The sequence below is a fragment of the Pseudomonas sp. BF-RE-22 genome (genome assembly GCF_019956155.1).
In the GTDB taxonomy this organism is placed as follows: Bacteria; Pseudomonadota; Gammaproteobacteria; order Pseudomonadales; family Pseudomonadaceae; genus Aquipseudomonas; species Aquipseudomonas migulae.
The window spans coordinates 1-17,170 of the sequence record NZ_JAHBDD010000059.1 but is presented as its reverse complement, the minus strand read 5'-3'; the positions used below and the strand labels follow the sequence as shown (position 1 = coordinate 17,170).

At 60.6% G+C, this 17,170-nt stretch carries 14 protein-coding genes; 4 read left to right on the top strand and 10 right to left on the bottom strand.

Going from position 1 to position 17,170, the window contains the following annotated elements; genetic code table 11:
* The first annotated feature begins 132 nt into the window (after positions 1–132).
* The 4 genes from KGA82_RS24070 (at position 133) to KGA82_RS24055 (ending at position 4,376) form a co-directional block, all read left to right on the top strand.
* Positions 133–1,422 (top strand): NAD(P)/FAD-dependent oxidoreductase, encoded by a 1,290-nt coding sequence (locus tag KGA82_RS24070; RefSeq protein ID WP_223452684.1) that lies wholly within the window; start codon positions 133–135, stop codon positions 1,420–1,422.
* A 26-nt stretch (positions 1,423–1,448) separates the two neighbouring features.
* Positions 1,449–2,003, top strand: a complete 555-nt coding sequence (locus KGA82_RS24065; protein WP_008044846.1) for a helix-turn-helix domain-containing protein — start codon at positions 1,449–1,451, stop codon at positions 2,001–2,003.
* Positions 2,004–2,026: 23 nt separating this feature from the next.
* Positions 2,027–3,373 carry a glutamine synthetase family protein gene (locus KGA82_RS24060; RefSeq protein WP_207286238.1) on the top strand — a complete coding sequence of 449 codons (1,347 nt, stop codon included), beginning with the start codon at positions 2,027–2,029 and terminating at the stop codon, positions 3,371–3,373.
* Positions 3,374–3,866: 493 nt separating this feature from the next.
* Positions 3,867–4,376, top strand: a complete 510-nt coding sequence (locus KGA82_RS24055; protein WP_223452683.1) for a hypothetical protein — start codon at positions 3,867–3,869, stop codon at positions 4,374–4,376.
* A gap of 346 nt (positions 4,377–4,722) precedes the next feature.
* Here the strand turns inward: KGA82_RS24055 and KGA82_RS24050 are convergent, their stop codons facing one another.
* The 10 genes from KGA82_RS24050 to KGA82_RS24005 form a co-directional block, all read right to left on the bottom strand.
* Entirely contained in the window at positions 4,723–5,313 is a 591-nt protein-coding gene (locus tag KGA82_RS24050; protein ID WP_162130711.1) for a helix-turn-helix domain-containing protein, read from the bottom strand.
* Positions 5,314–5,366: 53 nt separating this feature from the next.
* Positions 5,367–5,528, bottom strand: coding sequence for a hypothetical protein (locus KGA82_RS24045; RefSeq protein ID WP_207286235.1), 162 nt, complete (start codon positions 5,526–5,528; stop codon positions 5,367–5,369).
* Between the two features lie 245 nt (positions 5,529–5,773).
* The gene (locus KGA82_RS24040) at positions 5,774–6,568 is read right to left on the bottom strand and encodes an ABC transporter ATP-binding protein (protein ID WP_223452682.1); all 795 of its coding nucleotides are present in this window, start codon (positions 6,566–6,568) and stop codon (positions 5,774–5,776) included.
* 13 nt (positions 6,569–6,581) lie between these two features.
* Positions 6,582–7,343: an ABC transporter permease gene (locus KGA82_RS24035; RefSeq protein WP_008029127.1), complete on the bottom strand. Its 762-nt coding sequence runs from the start codon at positions 7,341–7,343 to the stop codon at positions 6,582–6,584.
* A 9-nt stretch (positions 7,344–7,352) separates the two neighbouring features.
* The gene (locus KGA82_RS24030) at positions 7,353–8,114 is read right to left on the bottom strand and encodes an ABC transporter permease (RefSeq protein WP_008029130.1); all 762 of its coding nucleotides are present in this window, start codon (positions 8,112–8,114) and stop codon (positions 7,353–7,355) included.
* A 228-nt stretch (positions 8,115–8,342) separates the two neighbouring features.
* Complete coding sequence (locus KGA82_RS24025; RefSeq protein WP_223452681.1) at positions 8,343–10,805, bottom strand: TonB-dependent receptor plug domain-containing protein; 2,463 nt, start codon at positions 10,803–10,805, stop codon at positions 8,343–8,345.
* A gap of 259 nt (positions 10,806–11,064) precedes the next feature.
* Complete coding sequence (locus KGA82_RS24020) at positions 11,065–13,335, bottom strand: TonB-dependent receptor (protein ID WP_223452680.1); 2,271 nt, start codon at positions 13,333–13,335, stop codon at positions 11,065–11,067.
* A 407-nt stretch (positions 13,336–13,742) separates the two neighbouring features.
* Positions 13,743–14,801: an ABC transporter substrate-binding protein gene (locus KGA82_RS24015; RefSeq protein WP_008029136.1), complete on the bottom strand. Its 1,059-nt coding sequence runs from the start codon at positions 14,799–14,801 to the stop codon at positions 13,743–13,745.
* A gap of 36 nt (positions 14,802–14,837) precedes the next feature.
* Positions 14,838–15,890 carry an ABC transporter substrate-binding protein gene (locus KGA82_RS24010; protein ID WP_008042558.1) on the bottom strand — a complete coding sequence of 351 codons (1,053 nt, stop codon included), beginning with the start codon at positions 15,888–15,890 and terminating at the stop codon, positions 14,838–14,840.
* Between the two features lie 20 nt (positions 15,891–15,910).
* Positions 15,911–17,071 (bottom strand): LLM class flavin-dependent oxidoreductase, encoded by a 1,161-nt coding sequence (locus KGA82_RS24005; protein WP_192417597.1) that lies wholly within the window; start codon positions 17,069–17,071, stop codon positions 15,911–15,913.
* Positions 17,072–17,170 lie beyond the last annotated feature (99 nt).

Genomic DNA, 17,170 nt, shown 5'->3' with positions numbered 1-17,170 from the left:
ATGGTGTGTCAGTCAACCCAATGTGACTGACACACCATCGCGAGCAGGCTCGCTCCTACAGGTTCTTGCGTTCGTGAAATAACGTGTGTATTTTTTCATGAAATTTAAATAATAAAATTTCATGAGGCTCGCATGTTCCAGCAATCCACCCGCCATGTCGCCAGTTACTACGCTCACACTTGCGCAGATCGCTTGGTGGAACGTGCGGCGTTGGAGGGCGAGCACGACGCCGACGTGTTGATCATCGGCGCCGGCTTCAGTGGTTTGCACACGGCATTGCGCCTGGCCCTGGCGGGCAAGCGCGTGACGCTGCTGGAAGCCAGTCGAGTGGCCTGGGCGGCGTCGGGGCGCAATGGCGGCCAGGCCATTCTCGGTTGGTCGTGCGATATGCCGCCGCTGGAGGCCGCGCTGGGTTATGAGCGTGCGCGGCGCTTGTGGGACGGCATGCGCTGGGCCGCGCAGGAATTGCGCGCGCTGCCCGCCCGGCATGAATTCGATTGTGATTATCGGCCCGGCCACCTCTGGACATCGGTGATGCCGCGACGGGTGAGCCTGCTGACCGAGTGGCAACACGAGGCGAGCCACAAATGGGGCCACGATGGATTGCAATTCATTCCCCGTGAGCAGTTGCCGCAATGGGTCGCCAGCGAGCGCTACCAGGCGGGTCTGTTCGATCCTGAAGGCGGACACCTGAACCCGTTGAAACTGGCGCTCGGCCTGGCGGCTGCCATCGAGCGCGCCGGTGGTCGTATTCATGAACAAAGCAAGGCGCTGAATTACCGCGAGGAGGGTGGCCGGTACGTGGTCACCACTGAGCGCGGGCGCATCCGGGCTGATGTGCTGGTGCTGGCGTGCAACGCCTATCTGGACCGGCTCGATCCGCAGCTATCAAGTTGTGTGTTACCGGTCGGCACCTATCAGGTGGCCACCGCGCCGCTCTCGCAAGCACAGGCGACCGCGCTCCTGCCGAGCAATGTCTGCGTCACCGACAATCAGTTCGTTCTCGATTATTTCCGTCGTACACCGGATAACCGCTTGCTGTTCGGCGGCGGTTGCACCTACCTGGGCGGCATGCCGAAGGACATCGCTGCCGCGACCCGGCCGTTCCTGCAACGGGTATTTCCTCAGCTCCAGGGCGTCGAACTGGAATTCGCCTGGGGCGGGCATATCGACCTCACGCTCAAACGCACACCTGACATTGGCCGACGCGGCGATCTCTATTGGCTGCAGGGTTATTCGGGCCACGGTGTGCTGCCGACCCTGGCCGGGGCTCGCGCCGTGTCCGACGCGATACTCGGTCAGGCAGATGAGCTGGGCTTGTATCAGGGCCTGGTCAACGGCAGCTTCCCCGGCGGCAAATACATGGCCGCGCCCCTGGAAGCCATCGGCAAGGCCTGGTATCGGTTGCGCGACAGCCTTTGAAACGCACATTTTCTGGAAGCTTTCAGATGGACATGCAAGAAGAGATTTCGGCGCTGGCGATCCTGATTCAGGACCTGCGCAAACACAAGAAATACACGCTCAAGGAACTGGCGGACAAGATCGGTCGTTCCGTCGGTTTTCTTTCGCAAGTCGAGCGTGGATTGTCACGTCCGACCGTGGCGGACTTGACCGCGATCAGCGAAACCCTCGGCGTGCCGACCACCTATTTCTACAGCCTGCCCAAACCCATGGCCTTGCCGTGGGTGACCCGGCCGGACGAGCGCCGCACGCTGTATTACGCCGACGGCATCACCGACATCCTGGTCTCGCCGAAAATGCGCGCCACGTTCTCGATGCTCGAAAGCCGTCTCGAACCTGGCGCCAGCAGTGGTGACCGGCACATGGATGACAGCTCGGAGCAGGGCGGTTACGTGCTCGAAGGGCAACTGACACTTTGGCTGGATGACAATCAACCGGTCACCCTGGGGGCCGGGGACAGCTTTCAACTCGCCAGCCATACCCATTGCCGCTACGGCAATCTCACCGATCAGCTCACCCGGGTGCTCTGGGTTTACACCTGATAAAAACAACAAGGAACAACATGATGGATGCTGTCTGCTCTGATCTGGTTGCTGAAGTGCGCGCATTTCGGCAGCGCTTTCCGGATGTGCGCTACGTCGACCTGATTTCCCTGGACATCCCGGGGCATTTCTACGGCAAGCGCTATCCGATCGAGATGCTCGAAAAGGTCGCCGCCGGCAGCGCGCTCAAGCTGCCGCAGAATTGTGTATTGCTCGGCACTCAAGGCGGGCTGTTCAAAATCGGCGACTACTGTTTCAACGACGGCGACCCGGATGCGCCCCGTCGGTTGGTGCCGGGTACGCTGAAAATCGTCGACTGGGAAAAACAGCCGCTGGGGCAGATGTTGATCACCTCCAGCGGCACTGAAAAACCGATCGTCTTCGAGCCACGGGAAGTGCTGGCGCAAGTGCTGGAGCGCCTGGCTGGCAAAGGGATTTTCCCGGTGGTGGCTTTCGAACTGGAGTTCTACCTGTTCGATCGCCAGTTGCGTGACGGCTTGCCGCAGTTTGCGCGCGATCCGCTGACCGACGATGCGGACGATCAGCCGAACATGCACATCGAGCGGCTGTCGCGGTTTGCGCCGGTGCTCGATGAAATGGTCGAGACGGCGCGGGCGCAAGGCATCGACACCACGGTGATTACTGCCGAGCTGGGCCCGGGTCAGTTCGAGATCAACTTCGGTCACCTGGATGACGGCCTGCGGGCTGCCGACTGGGCGGCGCTGTTTTGCCGCAGCACCCGTGGCGTGGCGCTCAAGCACAACTACCGCGCCAGTTTCATGGCCAAGCCTTACTTGCAACACCCCGGCAGCGGCATGCATGTTCATGTGAGCCTGTACGACGAGGCGGGCAATAACCTTTTAGCGGCCAATGACCAACAGCCGCTGCGCCATGCCGTGGCCGGTTGCCTAGAACTGTTGCCGCATTGCATGCCGATCTTCGCGCCGAACCACAATGCGCTGCGTCGCTTGAGCGGCACCGTAAATGTCGCGACGCGTGCCAGTTGGGGCTTCGAAGATCGGGACGCCTGCCTGCGGGTTCCTGAGTCGGACGCGAAGAATCTGCGCATCGAACATCGCCTCGCCGGTGCCGATGCCAACCCGTATCTGGTGTTGGCGGCGATTCTGGTCGGGTTGGAACAAGGACTTGAAACCGGTCGTCAACCGATTGCACCGTTGAATGAAGATCGCAGCAGTGGCATCAACTTCCCGCTGGAGATGCTGGAGGCTGTTCAATCCATGCAACACAACGCGCAGTTGCGTGAGGGATTGGGTGCGGAGTTTGTAAATGTCTACTGCGAAAACAAGCGTCAGGACCATTTGGCATTTATGCAGGACATCAATGCGCGTGAATATCGCTGGTACTTGTAGTTGACTGCTTTTCGTCACTCGACCTTAAAAAAAGTGTGGATATTTAAGGACTTGGAAAGATTAGTAACCAGGTGGTGAGTCAAAATATCTTGTTACACGGTGAAATATTCCGTAATATCCGCACCGCGTTCACCACCACGGTTTATGCATTTTTAAATCCCAGGCGTCCATCAGCTGCCTGGGATTTTTTTTTGCCTGAAATAAGCTGTGCTTCAAAAATTATTCGTTCAGTTAGAACGATTATTTCTTTCGGTTATTTAAATAGACCTCTTCTGCATATCCATAACCGTGAAATCCGCGTTGTGGATCGGGTTGTGTCTGCAATCAAATCCGAATGGCGGTCATGGCAGAAATAGACGTTCCATCCACCTCGTTAAAGCTGCCCCAGCATCAAATTCCGCTGTTCGATGGTCATCTTGTTGCCCCCGGTCCAATCCTTAGAATCGGCGCCATCAGCTTCGTCCAACTATTCAAACCTTTGGGGTACAACACCATGATGAACGCCATGCAGATGCAAATGCCGATGAACGCCAACATGCCGATGATGCCGATGATGGGCATGCCGATGATGATGGCGACCATGACGTGCGAAATGATGGACGACGGCATGATGTGCAAAATGATGCCGGCCGCTGGCATGGACATGGCGATGTTCAAGAACAGCGCAGAAATGATGCAGATGATGATGAACTGCGGCATGCCGATGATGATGCACTGCGGCAACATGAGCATGATGTGCATGTCCCAGGCGGCCATGGCCATGCCGATGATGAACATGATGATGCCAATGCCGATGATGGGCATGCCGATGCCGTCGATGAAGTGCGTGATGGAATGCACCATGATGGCTGACGGCATGATGTGCAAAATCATGCCGATGGCGGGCATGAACATGGACATGATGAAAAGCTGCTGCACCCTGATGATGAAAATGATGAACGATTGCAGCATGCCGATGATGATGAGCTGCAATGGCATGCCGATGATGTGCTGCACCTGCTGATCCTGAGCGACAGCCATTAAAAAGCCCGGCCAATGCAGATTGGCCGGGCTTTTTGATGTCCTGTTTTTGTAGGCGCCAGGCTTGCTGGCGAAGGCGTACTTGAGGACGCCATCGCCGGCAAGCCGGCTCCTACAATGTCTGCGTCGTTCGATGAGTTGGAGTTGACCACCCACCCTGTAGGAGCCAGGCTTGCCGGCGAAGGCGTATTTGAGATCGCCATCGCCAGCAAGCCGGCTCCTACAATGTCTGCGTCGTTCGATGAGTTGGAGTTGACCACCCACCCTGTAGGAGCCAGCTTGCTGGCGATGGCGTCAGCAAAGCCACCATCACCCGCAAGCCGGTTTTGTCAGTCAAGGCGCTCCGGGTAAGTCACCACCAGATACGCCACCGCTTCACTGTCCGCCGGGTTGCGATAGCGGTGGGGCTGGTCGGCGTAAAACAGGATCGAATCGCCGGTGGAAAGCAGGTAGCGTTCGTCGTTGACGCTGATTTCCAGTACGCCCTGCGAAACCACCAGGTTCTCCTGGACGCCGGGGCCATGGCCCTCGGAGACGTCCTCTCCCAATGGGCTCAGGCGCAGTTCGTAAAACTCCGATTGGCGCGCCACGTCAAACGGGAACAGCGCTCGGCTGACAAAGGCGCCGCTGGCGCTGACCAGGCGTTTGCTCTGGCTCGCCGATAACACGGCCACCCCTTCAAAGGCCCGATGTTCAAGAAATGCGGCCACCGAAACCTTCAAGCCTTTGGCGATCTTGCACAGCACTTTGATCGACGGCACGCTGCGTCCGGATTCGATCTGCGCGAGCATCGCCCGGCTCACACCGCATTGTCGCGCAAGGGCGTCGAGGGATAGGTGACGCTTGCCCCGCAGGCGTTGCAGGTTTTGCGCGACCCGCTCGCAGATCGGGTCTTCTTCCAGTGATTCGAGGTTGTTCAGGTCCAGCACGGGTTCGTCAGCGCTCGCCAGAAAGCGCGAGGGGTTTTGTGTATTCACGCCTGACGAGTCTCGGTCGAACGCGAGGCCTGAACCCACTGAAAGGCCTGCAGGCCAGCATTGCGTGCATACATTTCCCACATGGCCCGTGCCCGTTGCTGCGCTTGTTTGCGTTTGCGGTAGTTGGCGAAGTCGATGATGTTGGCGGTCGGATTCATAGGGCTCTTCACTGTCGTGGTGAATGACGGGATGGTCTGAGACTACGCGGATATTGTTATAACGATAAATACTGTTTATGTATTTATTAATTCCTTTTGGTTCTTTTAAAAACCAGCTGCCAGAAGGGCTCTGGATGCCCCCTGACCCTGTAGGAGCCGGCTTGCTGGCGATCGGATCGACGCGGTGTGTCAGATGCACCGCGTCGCTTCAATCGCCAGCAAGCCGGCTCCTACAGGTCCAGCGTTTAATGCCCCACCAGTTCCTCCAGCAATTGTTCCTTGTACCCCTGCAAAACCGTTGAAGCCCGGTCCCGTGGATGGGGCAGGTCGACCTTGATTTCGTGCTTGATCCGGCCCGGGTGGGCGTCCATCACGATGACCCGATCGCCCAGGTACAGCGCTTCTTCGATGTCGTGGGTGACCATGATCACCGTGCAGCGCTGTTGCACCCAGATCCGTTGCAACTCATGTTGCAGGCGCACCCGGGTCAAGGCGTCGAGGGCGCCGAGGGGTTCGTCGAGCAGCAGCACTTTCGGTTGGTTGATCAGTGCGCGGGCGATGGCCGCGCGCTGCGCCATGCCGCCGGACAACTGGTGGGGGTAGGCGTTTTCAAAACCTTCGAGGTTGACCAGCGCAATGTGCTCGGCCACCAAGCGGTCCTTTTCAACCTTGGACAACGGATGGTTTTTCAGCGCCAGGGCAATGTTCTGGCTCAGGGTCATCCACGGAAACAGCCGATGGTCCTGAAACACGATCCCGCGTTCCAGGCTGGTGCCGACCACCCGTTTGCCATCCAGCAGAATGTCGCCTTCATAGTCGTCTTCCAGCCCGACGACCAGCCGCAGCAGCGTCGACTTGCCGCAACCGCTGGCACCGACGATGCTGACGAATTCACCGGGACGAACGTCGAGATTGATCTGCTGCAGCACCGGCAAAGGCTGGCCTTCGATCCGGTAGGCCTTGCTGAGGCCGCGAATCTGCAGCGCACCGGTGTGTAATGAGGTGCTGTGTGGCACAGCGTGTTGGGCAATTGCGTTCATGGTTATCGGCCTTTCAGCGAATGTTGCGCCAGCGCAGCAGATGGCGGCTAAGAAGAGTGAACAGCAGGGTCATCAGGTAACCGCAGAGGCCGATGCACAGCACGCTGAGGACGATGACTTCCATGCGTGAGCCGGCTTCGGCGTTCATCATAAGGTTGCCCAGGCCCGCGCCCGAAGACAGGAACAGTTCGCTGCCCACCGCGGTGACCCAGGCAAACGCCAGCGCATGCAGCACGCCGGTGGCAATGCTCGGCAGCGCCGCCGGCAGCAGCACATGACGAAAGCGTTGCCATCGGCTCAGCACCAGCACCTGGCCGACCTCGCGATAGCGCTTCTCGACATGGCTGAAACCCTGGTACGTGTTGAGGACCATCGGATAGAACGCCGCGAGACTGACGATCAACACTTTGGAAAACTCGCCATTGCCAAACCACATGGCGATCAACGGAATCCAGCCGAGCATCGGCACCTGGCGGATCGAATGAAACAGCGGCCCGACCAGCCGATTGGCCACCGCCGACAGCGCCATCAGCACTCCCAGCAGCACGCCGAAGACAATTCCCAGTGCCAGGCCGGTGCTGGTGCGGGCCAGGCTGGCCAGCAGGTTCACCAGCAACTCGCCGTTGGCCAACAGTTCGAGCAACGCCGCGCCGATCGCCGACAACGGCACAAAGGCGTACGCGCCAGCGGCACCCTGGCGTGACAGGTATTCCCAGCCGCCGATCAACAGCAGCGGCAACAGCAGGCCGCGGGATTTGGCAAGCAATCGAATCATCATCGGCTCCTAGCGGGTCTGCCAGCGGAACAGCCGCTGTTCCAGTTGGCGAAAGGTGAAGTCCAGGGCGAAACCGATAACGCCGGTCACCACAATCCCGACCATCACCACATCAATGCGCAACATCTGCCGGCTCATTTCGATCATCTGCCCCAGACCGCTGTCGGCGGCCAGCAACTCGGTGGCCACCAACACCACCCAGGCGCGGGTCAGGCTGATGCGAAAACCGGTGATGATCGGCGGCGCGGCAGCGGGCAGGGCGATGGCGCGAACAAACGTCGGCCAGCGCAGGCGATACACATCGGCGACTTCGAAGTAGCTGCGCGGAATGGCCTTGACCCCTTCACTGGCGGCCAGCGCCACCGGGAAGAACGCGGTCTTGGCGACGATGATGATCTTGAAGGTTTCATCGATGCCGAACAGCAGCACAAACATCGGGATCAGCGCGATGCTGGGGATCTGGCGCAGGGTGTGGAACAGCGGCGAGCAGTAGATCTCGACGTTCTTCGACAACGCCATCAGCACCCCGAACGCCAAGCCCAGCAGCGAGCCGATGCCGAAACCCAGCCCCAGTCGTGACAGGCTGTTGAGCAAGTGGTCGAGCAGCTCACCGCTGGCCGACAGTTCCTCGAAGGTCTGCCACACCTGAGCGGGCGGGACGAGCAGGTTGCGCGGGAAAATCCCGGCCTCGGCCACCACCGCCCAGAGCAACAGCAGGGCGGCAGGGGAGATGAGCCAGGTCAGGGAAAACAACAGACGTCGGGTACGCATGGCGGGTCTTATTTCGGCGAAGTACCGCAGGGGTATCGCAAGAGGTGTGCCATCGCACAGAGAGTGGTTGATCGCACTGACGCCTTCGCGGGCAAGCCTCGCTCCTACAGGGACAATGCGTAACCTGTAGGAGCGAGGCTTGCCCGCGAAGGCGTCAGCCTATGCACCGCACATTGATGCCATGCCAACACCCATTGCTGCCCCAGCAACACCCCATCAGCACCCGCGTCAGAACTCGTAACTGACGCTGGTGTAATAGAACGCACCCTGCGCACCTTCAGGGCTGGTGATCGAGTATTTCGGTACGCCGTACAACTGCGCGCCTTCCGCCTTGTCCGGGTGCGTGTCGAACAGGTTGATCGCGCCCACCGACAGCTTCAGCGCCTTGTTGAAGGTGTACGACACATCCAGGTCCGTGACCCATTGCGGGCTGTAGGTCTGGTCCAGGGTCGGGTTGGTGGCGTTGAGGCTTTTCCATTCACCGTAACGACGCTGAGCCACGGTCACACCCCATTCATCAAACAGCCAGTTGGCGCTAAGCACCAGTTTGGTTTCCGGTGTGCCGTCCTCGATCAGGCCCTGGGTGGTACGGCCGACAATCTGCGAACCCTTGATATTGCCGACATCGCGCAACGCGGTGATTTTCGTGTTGTTCTGGCTGATGCCGCTGCTCAGGTTCAGGCGTCCCCATTGCTGCAGGTCCAGTTGATAGTTACCCATCAGCTCGATCCCGTCGGTGCGGGTGTCGGCAACGTTGGTGTAGAAGGCCGCGCTCTGGATATTCGCGTAGGGCGTGCCGGCGAAAATCGGCGACACCACCGCCGCCGGCAACTGATCGGAGAGGGTGATGCGGTTGTCGATGTCGATCCGGTAGGCGTCCAGCGTCACCGACGCATTGGCCAACGGACGCCAGACCAGGCCCAGGGAATAACTGGTGGACTCTTCCGGTTTCAGCGACTTGCCGCCCAGCAGCGCCGCTTCCGGGCTGTCGGCGCGCAATGTGCGTTGCTGCACTTCGACGAAGTTGCCGCTGCCGGGCGGTTGCTCGACCACCTGCACGCTGAACGAAGACAAGCCGCTCTGCACCAGCGACGGCGCGCGATAACCCGTGCTGGCCGTGGCACGTGCGGCGATCTGCGGGGTGAAGTCATAACGCAGCGACAGTTTGCCGTTGGTGGTGTCGCCGAAGTCCGAATAGTGCTCGGTGCGCACCGCGACGCCGGCCTGGAATTTCTCGGTGATCTGCCCTTCGACGTCGATGTAGGCACCCAGCACGTTGCGGTCCAGTGAAGCCGCATCGACCTGGGTAATGCCCGAGTAGTAACCCGGGATGCGCCGTCCGGTGACCGGGTCGACGGTGTTGAACAACGGGCCGTTCTGCCAGCCTGCCGCTTCGCCGGCGCTCAGCTCGTAATTCTCCTGACGCCAGGCCAGGCCGGCCGAGAGCGTCAGCGGCTTGAACAGCAGGTCGGTGGGGAAATCCCGCACCCAGTCCAGCGTGACGTTGGTCTGATCGGCCTCCCGTTCGCCGGTGAAGATTTTTTCCGGGCTGGTGGCGCCCCAGCTGGGGTTGATCGCGTTGCGGTCGGTGGACTTCAGGGTGTTGTTGCCATGGTTCACGGCGAAGTCGAATTTACCCAGAAGATCGTCTTCGTAACGCAGGCCGCCGGTCAGCGCATAGTCTTCCAGCGAATAGCGCGTGATCGGCAGGCGCCCGTCCGGGAAGCGCTGCAACGCGGTGCTGCTGTAGTTGTTGCGCAGGGTGGTGGGCGGGTCGAAGAAGCCTTCGGCGTCGGTGTTTTTGTGCGAGTAGGTGGCGAAACCGTAGGCCGTCAGACCGTCGCCGATGCCGACTTCGCTGTTGGCGGCGAAGTTGTACTGGTCCGAGACATTGCCCGAGCCCCAGCGCCAGGTGCGGTAGCGGTTGTTCTGCTCGCGCGGCGTGTTGATGCTGGTGGAGCCGGGGTAGAAGATCCGGTTGTCAGGGTTGGTGTCGCTGGCCGGGTCCTGGCTGCCGGCGTCGAAACTCAGGGTCAGGAAGCCGTCGTTGGGCAGGGCGAAACCTTTCCAGCCGCTGAGCTTGCGCTGGATGCCGTCACCCTTGTCGTAGCCGCCGAAGCGGTAACCGAGGTTGCCGCCGTCGTCCTTTTCCTTGAGCACGATGTTGATCACCCCGGCGATGGCGTCGGAGCCGTATTGAGCGGCGGCGCCGTCGCGCAGGATTTCGACGCGCTGGATCGAGCTCAAGGGAATCAGGCTCAGGTCGACCGCGGCGGCGCCACGGCCATTGACCAGGCTTTGCCGCGTGACGTTGGCGCTGGTGTGGCGGCGCTTGCCGTTGACCAGCACCAGCACCTGGTCGGAAGCGAGGCCTCGCAACGAAGCGCCCTGAGCGATGGAACCGGCGAACGCGCCCTGGGGCGATTGCGGATAGCTGAACGAGGGCGACAGGGCCGTGAGCGCACCGGACAGGTCGCTGGCACCGGTCTGCTGCAATTGCTCGCCGGTCAAGACGTCTACCGGCGCGGCGCTTTCCAGTGCGGTGACATCACTGCGCCGGGTACCGAGCACCACGACAGTGTCCAGGTGATCGCCGCTGGCGGTGGGTTGGGTTTCGGCAGCCGAAACAGGCACGGCAAGGCTGCCAATGACCAGCGCAATAGCGCCGGCCAACGGAGTGCGATGGAACATAAAAGAGTCCTTCCAAAAGTGCGCGGACCTTGTAGGAGCCGGCTTGCTGGCGATGGCGTCCTAACCGGCGATGCGCGCCTTCAGGGCCCCATCGCTGGCAAGCCAGCTCCTACAGGTTGAGCGGTGTTACATAAATTGCGGACGACACGACCCTTGTAGGAGCCGGCTTGCCGGCGATAGCGTCCTAACCGGCGATGCAAGGCTCACGGGCCCCATCGCCAGCAAGCCGGCTCCTACAGGAGAGGTGTGTGAACCGGGATCAGAAGCGGCTGGTCACGCTCAGGCCGACGGTGCGTGGGTCGCCGTAGGTGATGACGTACTGACCGAGGGTGCCGTTGGGCCGGCCATGGACCTGGTAGCGACGGTCGGTGAGGTTGTTGACGAAACCGGTGACGCTGAGTTTTTCATCCGGGCTGAACCAGGTCAGGCGGGTGTTGGCCAAGGTGTAATGGGGTTGGCTGAGCGTCTTGTCGACGCTGCTCTGGCGATCGGCGAGGAAGTATTCCTTGTCGCGAAAACTCACGTCACCACCGGCCACCAGCTTGCCGCCGATTTCCAGCGGGAAGGTGTAATCGGCGCCGAGCGACACCACGTTGCGTGGCGAACGCACGAAGCTGTTGCCGCTGTAGTCACCGGTGACGGCGCCTGTGTTCGGGTTGGTGTTTTTGAAATCGGTGTACTCGGTGTCGAGGAACGACACCGCCGCCCGCAAGTGCAGGTAGTCAGTCGGCTGGCCTTCGAGCTCCAGCTCGGCGCCCTTGACCGTACCCTTGGCGCCGTTGGTCAGCGCGGTGGTCAACACCCCGTTGTTGACCGTCAGCAGGTTCACCTGAATGTCCGAATAGTCGTAGTAGAAGATGTTGGCGTTGGCCGTCAGGCGATGGTCGAACCACTCGGACTTGAGGCCGATTTCGTAGGCATCGAGTTGTTCCGGGTCAACCGTGGTCAGCTGCGCAAGGCTGGTCGACAGCCCGGTGTTGAAGCCGCCGGAACGGAAACCGTGGGCATAACGGAAGAACACGCGCACGTTGTCGTTGATCCGGTATTCCGGCGTCAGGTCGTACGTCCAGGCTTCCCAGGTCTTGTCTTCCTGACGATTGCCGTTGGTGCCTGCGCCGCCCAGTGGTACCAGCGGGCCGTTGGCGGTGGTGCGGGTCAGTTGGGTCAGGTTGAGGTCGATGTCTTTCTTTTCCTGGGTCCAGCGCAGGCCACCGGTGACGCTGAAATCGTCGGTGAAGTCGTAGGTCAGGTTGCCGAACAACGCATAGCTGTCGGTGGTGTGGTCGAAGTTGAGGTCACGAAAATCGGTGGCGCCGCCGGTCTGGTTCGAGCCGGTGCCGTTGGGCGTCGGGCCGGGCGTGATGATGCGCTGGGCCGAGCTGTCGAGGTCTTCGTGGAAGTAATGCGCACCGGCAAGCCAGCGCAGGGTTTCCTGCTGCGGCGAGGCCAGGCGGATTTCTTGCGAGTACTGGGTGTATTTGTTATCGGAAATCGCTGCGCCGTTCACCTCAAAAGGCGTGTAGTCGGCGTCGCTGGTGGACTGGCCACGGATGTAGTCATAAGCGCTGATCGACGTCAGGGTGTAATCACCCAAATTCCAGTTCAGGGTCAGCGACGTGCCGTCGTGATCAAGCTTGGAATCCTCGTTGACGTTCAGCGCGGTGTCGCGCCCGTTGGGTCGCTGATAACCGACGTTGTAGTAACGCCCGACGGCCAGCGAGCCGTTGCTGCCATCGCCTTTGAATTCGCGGCTGTGGATCTTCAGCAGGGCATCCAGGTCAGGGTTCAACTGCGCGAGGAATTGCAGGCGTACGGCTTTCTTGTTGACGTCGCCGTAGGTGTTGTCGTCGACGAGGTTCTTCTGGAAACCGTCGCGCTCTTCGGAATACAGCGCCACCCGTGCGGCGAGTTTTTCATCCACCAACGCGCCGCCGAGGGCACCGCTGACGATGCGTTCGTTTTTGCTGCCGAAGCCGATGGTGCCGAAACCGTCAGTGTCGAAAGTCGGCTTTTTGGAAATGATGTTCACCGCGCCGGCAGTGGTGTTCTTGCCGTACAGCGTGCCTTGCGGACCGCGCAGAATCTCCACGCGTTCCAGGTCGAACAACGGCCCGCCACCGGCAATCGGCGCGTTCAGGTACACGTCATCGGCGTAGATCCCCACCGGGAACACCGTGGCCGCGCCCGTATCACCGGTGCCGAGGCCACGAATGTACCAACGCGGCCGGCCATCACCGTCGGGGTTCTTCGCCGCTACGTTGGGAACGAATGTGGTGATGTCGCCGATATTGCGCACGCCATCGGCTATCAGGCTGGTGCCCTGTACCGCCGACACGGCCACCGGAACCTCTTGCAGGGTTTCTTCCCGGTGTTGAGCGGTGACGGTGACCGTCTTGAGTGAAGGCTCCGTGGTGGTCTTGTCGCTGTCTGCGTCCTTGGATTGCGCCGCCAGCAGCCCCTCGCTGACAGTCCCCCCGGACAGCAGCAAGGTTAACCAGATACTCTTGGTGATTGGATTAAGTTTATGCATGTGAATCTCCCCCGTTAAAGTTTCGCTAATAGGGGTAGAGCAGAGATCGTGCCAGATTATTTTTTAGGGGGTTTAGTTTTGTTAAATCATTGAATTAAAAGGATTAAATAGTTTTTTTAAGTTGCTGTTAAAGGCGATTTTTAATAAGTGAGTTAGTTGGATCCAGTTTGGCACTAAGTGCCTGTCGGGGATTCAGCAGAAAGTTGCTTGGCGGGTGTTGCTGGAGCAGCAGGAGTGGGGCAGGGGTGTGTTGCTGGGCGAGCAGTGTGTGTGGCTTGGGGACGGCTTCGCGGGCAAGCCTCGCTCCTACAGGGGTTGTGTGTCGGCCACAATAAATTTGAACGACACACAACCCCTGTAGGAGCGAGGCTTGCCCGCGAAGGCGCCCTCACAAACGACAAAAAACCTCAAACCGCCAATCGTGACGTCGAACCAATCACCTTTTCCAGCACGCTGAAATCAATCCACTCACGCACATCGAACCGGCGTGGAATGAAATCCCAGCGATGCAGGAAATCGGTGAAATCCTGCAACGCTTCAATCGAGCGCGCATCCAGGGTCGTACGCAAACGCCGATGCGCATCTTCACCATACGCAGCGGCCACCCAGTACTCGCTGGTATTGAGTTCCCGCGCCAAAAAGCGTCGGGTTTCTTCCGGATTGGCCCACGCCCATTGCTCGGTGCGCAGCACGGTGTCGACGATTTTCACACTGGCATCGAAATGCTCGTGCAGCAGGTGCGTGTCCACGGTCAGGGTCCGTGGCGTACCGTTGTTCGAGCGGATCAACGGGTCAGGGTGCGAGCCGGTATCGACCACCACCTGCAAGCCGAATTCGTTCGCCAGGTGCACGGCGTGCGCACCCTTGAGGAAAATCGCGTCGATGTCGCCGCGCAGCAGTCCGATCAGTTCGTTGTTGCGCTTGCTGAAGCGCGTGACACCAAGGCTGACTTCCGAGCCGAAGACATGCTGTTTTTGATCGTCGCTGTAAGTACCGCCGTAGGGGTAATCCACCAGCTCGACGTCGGACACCTCCAGGCCCTCAAGCTTGAGGGCGTTTTCCAGTCCGCGCAGGGCCTGGGCGCGAGTGAAATCGATCTGCACGTTGGCCCATTTCGGCAGGCCGAAGCGGCGGTTCTTCAGGTCGCGAATACTCTTCACACCGCTTTCCGCCGTGGTCAGGATCAACTGCACCTCGTCGCTCCAGGACAACCCCAGTACGCGGGTTTGCACGCCGCTGGCGTAGGCCCAGATCGCTGGAATATTGCCGCCGTGACGCACCGAATTTTTCAGGTGATGGTCGTAATGAGCTTCGCGAACTTCCCGTTCACTGGACTCGCGCAAGGACTGGATATTGGTGCCGAACGGCAGAAAGGCTTCCGCCAGGCGTCCGGACTGCACGGCGATGCCAAGCCCGGTGGGCACCGGGCTGTGGGTGTACCAAAGGGTATCGAGTGGTTTGCTCATAAGGGTCTTCAGTTCCAATCCATGAAATCCGGCGGGTTAGCCAGCCAGTGCGGTGGGTGTTGCCAGCAGCGCTTGCAACGGCCGCGGATCGATCCAGTCGCGCACGTCGAAGCTTTTCGGGATGAAGCGCCAGCGATGCAGGAAGTGGGTGAAATCCTGCAACGCGGCGATGGCCTGTTCGTCGAGTTCGGTGCGCAGGCGCAGGTGCGCGTCGTCGCCATACGCGGCGCTGACCCAGTACTCGCTGCTGTTGGTTTCCCGAGCCAGGTAGCGACGGGTTTCTTCCGGGTGGGTGTGCGCCCATTGTTCGGCGCGCAGCACCGAATCAAGAATGCCGGTGGCCACATCGAAATGCTGGTCCAGCAGGTTCAGGTCCACGGCCAGTGTGCGTGGGGTGCCGTTGTTGCTGCGAATCAGCGGTTCCGGGTGCGAGCCGGTGTCGATCACCGTGTGCAGGCCGAACTCGTGGGCCTGCCGGGCGGCACTCGCGCCCTTGAGGAAAATCGCATCGACCTCACCGCGCAGCAGGCCCACCAGTTCCAGATTGCGCCCCTCGACCCGCTGCGCGCTGACCGGTGTGCCGTTGACGGTTTGCACCTGCGGGTCGCTGAACGTGCCGTCATAACGGAAGTTCACCAATTGCACGTCGCCGACTTGCAGGCCTTCGAGTTTCAGGGCGTTTTCCAGGCCGCGCAGGGCCTGGGCGCGGGTGAAGTCGATCTGCGCGCCGGCCCAGTCCGGCAGACCGAAACGACGGCCCCTGAGGTCCTTGACGGTTTTGATGCCGCTGTCGGCGCGGGTCAGGATCAGTTGCACTTCATCAGCCCAGGACAGGCCGATGACCCGGGTTTCCCGGCCCTGCGCCCGGGCCCAGATCGCCGGGATGTTGCCGCCGTGGCGCACCGAGTTGCGCAAGGTGTGATCGAAGTGAGATTCGCGAACCGCTTTGTCAGTGGACTCGCGCAGCGATTGAACCTCGGTGCCGAGCGCGCCGACGGTGTCTTGCAGCCAGCCTTTTTGCACGGCGATACCGAGCCCGGTCGGGACCGGGCAGCGGGTGTACCAGAGGGTGTCGAGGGCTTGCGTCATGAATGATTCTCCCGCCGCGCTCAGGCGCTGGCCTTCAAGTGGGTTTGCGGTTGGGCGACAGGGCGCTGGTGCACCAGCGGCAGCACTTCCTGCCCGATGCGCAGGGCTTCTTCCAGGTGCGGATTGCCGGCGAGGATGAAGGTCGAGAAACCGGCGTCGCGGTATTCCGACAGGCGTTCGGCGATGTTCTGGTGACTGCCCACCAGGCCCACGGTCGGCCCGGGTTTGGCCTTGGCGAAACCGGCCCACAGGTTCGGGCCAATGATCAGGTCATCAAAGCGATCGACGTTCTGGTGGTAAGCCGTTTGCCGTGCGCCACCGACCGAATCGGAACCGCTGGTAAAGCCTTTGGCGACCACGCTGCTCTTGCCTTCGAGCTTGTCGAACTGGCGGCGCAGATCTTTCCAGGCCTGCTCTTCGGTTTCGCGGGCGAAGAGGTCGACGCGCAGTCCGAAGCGCACGCTGCGGCCTTGTTTGTCCGCCAGTTCGCGGACGCGCTCGATGTGCGGCTTGAGCTTGTCGATCGGCTCGGCCCAGTTCAGGTAAACGTCGGCATGTTTGGCGGCGACATCCAGCGCGGCATCGGAAAAACCGGAAAAATACACGCCGGGTTTGCGTTCGTTTTGCAAACCATGGGGCAGGGCGCCGTTCTCCAGTTGGTAGATATCGCCGTCGTAGGAGAAACGTTCGTTCTGCCAAAGACCCTGGATGATGTCGAGGAATTCGCCGGTGCGCTTGTAGCGCAGGTCGTGTTCGAGGAAGTCACCGTTGGCCCGCTGACTGGCCGGGTTGCCGCCGGTGATGATGTTCCACTCCAGGCGGCCGCGACTGAGGTTTTGCAGGATGGCCGCTTGTTGCGCGGCATAGGCCGGCAAGGTCCAGGTGGCCTGGAAGGCGATCAGGAATTTGATCCGGCGGGTTTCCCGGGCCAGGGCCGCTGCGGCAATCCACGGCTCCGGGCCGGTGGGCAGCAGGGCGCCTTCGAACCCGGCCAGTTCCGCAGCCTTCGCGACCTGGGCGATGTAGTCGATGTAAGTGAAGTCATCCGGTTCGCCGTTGGGCAAACGCCCCGGTGCGATGTTGCCCGGTCGATAGTCCGGATTGCCACGATTGTGTTTGTCGGTGGTCAGTTGCGGACCATCGGTGCCCAGCGGCAGACGCCAGAAAAATTCAGTGCTCATGGGGTGCTCCTGATTCAAGTACGCGTTGCGTCGCGCAGGTGCGAGGACGCCTTGGCAGGGGTGGTTGCAACGGACATGCCATGGTCGGCGGGGTGGGTT

Coding starts and splice junctions, on each gene's coding strand:
- KGA82_RS24070 (WP_223452684.1), top strand. CDS start 133: ATGTTCCAGCAATCCACCCGCCATGTCGCCAGTTACTACGCTCACACT.
- KGA82_RS24065 (WP_008044846.1), top strand. CDS start 1,449: ATGGACATGCAAGAAGAGATTTCGGCGCTGGCGATCCTGATTCAGGAC.
- KGA82_RS24060 (WP_207286238.1), top strand. CDS start 2,027: ATGGATGCTGTCTGCTCTGATCTGGTTGCTGAAGTGCGCGCATTTCGG.
- KGA82_RS24055 (WP_223452683.1), top strand. CDS start 3,867: ATGATGAACGCCATGCAGATGCAAATGCCGATGAACGCCAACATGCCG.
- KGA82_RS24045 (WP_207286235.1), bottom strand. CDS start 5,528: ATGAATCCGACCGCCAACATCATCGACTTCGCCAACTACCGCAAACGC.
- KGA82_RS24040 (WP_223452682.1), bottom strand. CDS start 6,568: ATGAACGCAATTGCCCAACACGCTGTGCCACACAGCACCTCATTACAC.
- KGA82_RS24035 (WP_008029127.1), bottom strand. CDS start 7,343: ATGATTCGATTGCTTGCCAAATCCCGCGGCCTGCTGTTGCCGCTGCTG.
- KGA82_RS24030 (WP_008029130.1), bottom strand. CDS start 8,114: ATGCGTACCCGACGTCTGTTGTTTTCCCTGACCTGGCTCATCTCCCCT.
- KGA82_RS24025 (WP_223452681.1), bottom strand. CDS start 10,805: ATGTTCCATCGCACTCCGTTGGCCGGCGCTATTGCGCTGGTCATTGGC.
- KGA82_RS24020 (WP_223452680.1), bottom strand. CDS start 13,335: ATGCATAAACTTAATCCAATCACCAAGAGTATCTGGTTAACCTTGCTG.
- KGA82_RS24015 (WP_008029136.1), bottom strand. CDS start 14,801: ATGAGCAAACCACTCGATACCCTTTGGTACACCCACAGCCCGGTGCCC.
- KGA82_RS24010 (WP_008042558.1), bottom strand. CDS start 15,890: ATGACGCAAGCCCTCGACACCCTCTGGTACACCCGCTGCCCGGTCCCG.
- KGA82_RS24005 (WP_192417597.1), bottom strand. CDS start 17,071: ATGAGCACTGAATTTTTCTGGCGTCTGCCGCTGGGCACCGATGGTCCG.